The 573-nt window shown below is 55.8% G+C and carries 1 protein-coding gene; it reads right to left on the bottom strand.

Annotated elements, in window-relative coordinates:
• Positions 1-77 precede the first annotated feature (77 nt).
• A partial coding sequence (gene parA, locus PG887_RS22605) for a ParA family partition ATPase (protein ID WP_270822978.1) occupies positions 78-573 on the bottom strand: 496 nt, incomplete at its 5' end.

Genomic DNA, 573 nt, shown 5'->3' on the forward strand with positions numbered 1-573 from the left:
CCCCATGGTCATTGCCCGTTTTTCGCTGCTGGGACGGCCAGCCTTCAACATACTCATTTACTTACACCCTCATTAACTCATTTGAGTAATGCCAATACTTCATCTGCCAAGCCCCGTATTTCCTGGGCTGCATTGCTGTTAGGCTCAACATCAAGCACGGTGGTGCCTGCCGCTGCGGTGCTCGGATAAGCAACACTCTGGGTCACTCTCGCCGCCAATACCGGCAGACCATATCCTTCCAGCGCCTCTCTGATCTCAGCGCCGATCTTGGTGTTCTTGATGGCCCGACTCACCACGAACGCCGCCTTGAGGCGGCCATCTGTCATCTCGATGCGCTGCTTAACCAAATCCACTAGATCAGACGCAGCCCAAATGTCATAGGGGCTGGGTTGTACTGGGATCAATACCAAGTCGCTGGCCTTGATCGCGGATATCGCCAGGTCAGCGGCCTGCGGAGCACCGTCGATCACGATCAAGTCCTTGTGGGACACCGCCTTGATGTCGCGTTCAATGGTTGGCCTATCTATCCCCACCACTGGCACCGGTTGCTCATCACGCACTGCGGACCAATCT

Source organism: Aeromonas sp. QDB14 (genome assembly GCF_027707845.1).
Lineage (GTDB): Bacteria > Pseudomonadota > Gammaproteobacteria > Enterobacterales > Aeromonadaceae > Aeromonas > Aeromonas caviae.